Source organism: Nocardia sp. NPDC004722, assembly GCF_053601505.1.
Genome location: NZ_JBSGBY010000674.1, coordinates 1 through 4,357 on the forward strand (window position 1 = coordinate 1; position 4,357 = coordinate 4,357).

A 4,357-nucleotide genomic window follows, 5' to 3' on the forward strand; every position below is an offset into this window, starting at 1 on the left:
GGCGCAGACCATGCGGCTGCTCGCCGATCCACGCACCACGCCCGGCGAGCTCTCGCGGCCCGGGCATGTGTTCCCACTGCGCGCGAATGCCCGTGGCGTGCTGGGCCGTCCAGGTCACACCGAGGCAGCGGTCGATCTGATGCGGCTGGCGGGACTGCGGCCCGCGGGCGTGATCGCCGAGGTCGTCAATGACGACGGCAGTATGGCCCGCCTGCCCGAACTGCGCGTGATGGCCGCGTCGTGGGACATCCCGATCATCTCCATCGCCGATCTGATCGAGCATCGAAAGCAGCTGGAGCACGGCATTTCCCGCATCGTCGAGACCCGCCTGCCGACGCGGTTCGGCGACTTCCGGGTCTACGGGTATGCCGACGAGCACACCGGAGCGGAACACCTCGCCCTCGTCTACGGCGATGTGACCGGTGAGAACACCCTTGCCCGAGTGCATTCCGAATGCCTGACCGGCGACGCCTTCGGCTCGCTGCGCTGTGACTGCGGCGAGCAGCTCGACGCCGCGCTCGAGGCGGTCGCCACCGCCGGCCGGGGCGTGATCGTGTACCTGCGCGGCCAGGAGGGCCGGGGCATCGGACTGCTCAACAAACTGCGCGCCTACGAACTGCAGGACGCCGGAGCCGACACCGTCGACGCCAATGTCCGGCTGGGACTGCCCATCGACGCCCGCGACTACGGGGCGGCGGCGCGCATCCTCGCCGATCTGGGCGTGAATTCCGTTGCGCTGCTGAGCAACAACCCCGCCAAGCAGTCCGGGCTGGAAGCCAACGGGATCACCGTGCGCGACCGGATCCCCTTGCAAACCCAGCCGACCGAGCACAATGTGCACTACCTCAGCACCAAACGCGACCGCATGAGTCACCAGCTGCCACACCTCCCCGCGGTCGGCTACAGCTGAGCCACCGGCAGGCACCGAGCCACCGCCTGGAATGCTGGGCGGTGTGAAGATCGCGGCCGCCCAGCTCACCTGTGTCCCCGGGGATGTCCTCGCCAACGCGAAGCAGGCGGTCGAACTCGCCACCGAGGCACGGGACGCGGGAGCGGAACTCGTGGTTTTCCCGGAGCTGACGCTCACCGGATACGAGTTGCCGCAGATCGCCGCCGATCCCGGTCTGCTTGTCGGCGCCGACGATCCGCGACTGGATGCGCTGCGGAACACCGGGCTGGCGACCGTGATCAACTGTGCCGCGCCGACGGATCGCGGGCCCGCCATCGCGACGCACGTCTACAGCGCCACCGGCGAACCGGTCCTCACCTACCTCAAGCAGCACCTCTTCGAGCATGAACGCGAGCTGTTCGTCGCCGGCGCGCAGGACGGGCGATTCGAGCTCGGCGGGCTGCGATTCTCGCTGGCCACCTGTTTCGACAATCACTTTCCCGAGCTCATCGCACGCAACGCCGCCGCCGGATGCGCTGTCCACCTGGCCAGTTCGCTGTACGGCACCACCGGTGGCGTGCACGAGCGGGCCACCATTTATCCCGCGATCGCCCGCGACTCGACAATGTCCGTGGTGCTGGCCAATCACGTCGGCCCGGCCGGGCCGTGGGTGGGATGCGGCGGATCCGCGGTGTGGGCGCCCGGCGGTGACCTGCTGGTCGAAGGCGACACGGTGTCGACCGGGGTCGTCACGGCTTCGATCGACGTGGTCACCGCGCGAATCGGCTAGGCCGCTCAGGGCAGCCAGCGCACCGGCGTCACCTCGCGGATGTGGGCGACGAGGTCGAACGCCTCCGCCAGATTGTGAATCGCCAAGTGCTCGTCGGCATCCCGGGCCGGGTCGTAGACGCCGCTGATCACCCGCATCTTGACCGGCGTCTCGATCGGATCGGTCCGCATATCCAGCCACAGCGGCGACTCGCCCCGCTCCCCCAGCTCAGCGTCCAGGAAATCGGGTGCGGGGGCCGGGATCTCGGCCACACCGACGTTCCCGTGATGGAATCCGATTGCCACCGCGGCATAGTCACGGCCGAAATGCTCGCGCAGCACACTGCCGACACTCGCGTTGTCTCCCGTACCGGCGGCCAGACCCAACGCCGCGGCCCCGGCCGACACGTGCGCGATGCCGTCCCAGTACACGGTCCGCGATCCCGTGCGCTGGTAGTGCCCGATGATCGTCGCCGCCCAGAGCTCACCTTCCCCCGCGTAGCTGCCCCGACCCGCGACGCTGTGCCGGTGAAACTCCTCGATCAAAGCCATTCGAGCGCTGACGTTTTCGTCGAGCCCGGGAATCCGGGCGACCAGCTCCGAGGCGTCGTGTGCGTGTTCGCGGAATAGGCGACCGGGGTGAACTCCCTTGGCGCGCTGGACATGTTCGTCCATGCTGTGCGCGGTCCGAATGGGGTCCAGATGCCCGGCCAACTCGGCCACTCGGTCGGGGGCAACGTCTCGCACGGCCGCCAGAACGAAGTCATAATCCTCCGGCTTCGCCTGCGCCGGATTGATTCCGATGATCTGCACCTGATCACCCGGATGCGCCAGATTGAACTCCCGAATCCACTCCAGCGCGCCGACCATCTCCTCGGTCCGCCACGGCCGCCAAGCATCCCGCAACGCCTCGACCGCCGTCCCCTTCCCCTCCCGAACATAAGCATCCAGCGCCGCACCGACATTCGCGCTGTCCTGCACAGCCAAGGTCCGGAAGTCGTAATCCTCGACCAGATCCCGAAACAGCCCGTCGCGCAGAGCGAACGTCTCGTGAGCGAACCGAGTGGACTCGCCGATACCGACAATTGCTGCATGTGAGAGTGCCTTGGCTTCCATACACCCCACTCTCCAACCTCAACAATGGTTCAGGTCAAGTCGCCGCCGTATTATTGATCTCGGCTACCACAGCACTGCCGAGCAGACGACCGCCGGAGGCGAACCATGACCGACGAGGAGATCATCGTCGCGTTCGCCCTGACCAGGCTGGACAACGCGAACAACGAGCTCGATCTGGAAGAGGTCGCGGCCCTGGTCGTACGCCGCCTCTCCCCCGATCAGATACTCGACCTCGCCACCCGCAACCTCGCCACGCGAGACGAGCTGCGTGGCGCGATGTTCGAGTCCGCGGTCGAGCACGTACTCAGGATCATCCTGACGGCCCGAGGACCCGTCGACTGAGAAATGACGAGCACGCCCGCGGCCGTTCGGGGCCGCGGGCGTGCTGGTCGCCCGTGCTAATTGCGTTCGAGCGCGGCGGCGGCCTCCTTCTGCGCGTCGGCGAAGGATTCCTTGCCGACGTCGACGGTGACACTCTCGATGGTGCCGCCGGTGAAGGTGCCGGGATGCTGGTATTGCTGGGAGACGTTGTCGCCGCTGTCGTAGCCGACGCACAGGCCGTCACCGGCGAGGGTGAACTTGCCGGTTTGGGCGCGCATCGGACCGTTGGCCACGGGCGCGCCGTCGATGTAGAGCGTTGTGGTGCCGGTGGATTCGCCGTTGGGTCCCTTGCCTTCGAGTTTGAACTCCATGCCGAGGACATGTTTGCCCGGTGTCACGGGTTGGGAAGAGACGAAATCCTGTTCGGGTTTGATGCCGAGGAAGTTGTAGACGTAGTGCAGCTGCCCGTCCTTGATGAACAGGGTGTGACCGCCGAAGCGTGAACCGTGCGCGAAGAGCACGCCTTGCGCATCGGGTTGCAAGTCGACATCCGCGAGGATCTTGTAGGACTTGCCGCGGATATTGACTGCCACGCCTTCGGGCACCGCCGAGGTGCCCGGGTAATAGACGTACTTGTCGCGGGGCGGTTCGCTCTGCGGCCGCTCGATGGTGAGCAGTTCGACGGCCGTGCGGTCATCCAGCGGCAGTACATAGTTGTTCTTGGCCTCGGTGTTCCACAACGCGATCAGCTCTTTGAGCTTGTCCGGGTTGTCCTTGGCCAGATCCTTGGACTCGGAGCGGTCCTCGTCGACGTGGTAGAGCTCCCAGTTGTCGTCGCTGAAATGACCCTTGTCCGACAGGGCGGCATGCACCGAGGAAGCCTTCCAGCCGTCCTGCCAGATGCCGCGGGTGCCGAGCATGGCGTAGTACTGGCGTTCCTTCTGGGTTTTCGCGTCCGGGTCGTCGAAGGTGTAGCGCATCGAAACACCGTTGAGCGGATACTGTTTCACGCCCCGGTACTCCTCCGGCATCTTGACGCCGGTGACGTCGTAGATGGTCGCCACGATATCGGTGCAGTGGTGGTATTGGTGGCGCAGTTGGCCTTTGGCCTTGATGCCCTTGGGCCAGGAGATGACCAGCGGATCGCAGGTGCCGCCGGAGAACTGGGCGTAGCGTTTGAACATCTGGAACGGCGTGGAAAAGGCTGCCGCCCATCCGGTCGGGTAGTGGTTGTAGGTTTCCGGTGTGCCCAGGACGTCGATG

General features: G+C 66.1%; 4 protein-coding genes and 1 pseudogene. 3 read left to right on the forward strand and 2 right to left on the reverse strand.

The features are described from left to right. A partial coding sequence (gene ribA, locus ACWELQ_RS39465; protein ID WP_452402115.1) for a GTP cyclohydrolase II occupies positions 1-910 on the forward strand: 910 nt, incomplete at its 5' end. A gap of 43 nt (positions 911-953) precedes the next feature. Beyond that, complete coding sequence (locus tag ACWELQ_RS39470) at positions 954-1,679, forward strand: carbon-nitrogen hydrolase family protein (RefSeq protein ID WP_452402116.1); 726 nt, start codon at positions 954-956, stop codon at positions 1,677-1,679. 5 nt (positions 1,680-1,684) lie between these two features. On the opposite strand, the gene ACWELQ_RS39475 is transcribed toward ACWELQ_RS39470, so the two are convergent. Further along, entirely contained in the window at positions 1,685-2,773 is a 1,089-nt protein-coding gene (locus tag ACWELQ_RS39475; RefSeq protein WP_452402117.1) for an erythromycin esterase family protein, read from the reverse strand. A gap of 105 nt (positions 2,774-2,878) precedes the next feature. Here ACWELQ_RS39475 and ACWELQ_RS39480 point away from each other — a divergent pair, with 105 nt between their 5' ends. Next, a complete protein-coding gene (locus ACWELQ_RS39480) occupies positions 2,879-3,115 on the forward strand; it encodes a hypothetical protein (protein WP_452402118.1) in 237 nt (78 codons plus the stop codon). Positions 3,116-3,171: 56 nt separating this feature from the next. Here the strand turns inward: ACWELQ_RS39480 and ACWELQ_RS39485 are convergent. Then, a pseudogene (locus ACWELQ_RS39485) lies at positions 3,172-4,357 on the reverse strand (arylsulfatase); the annotation flags it as partial.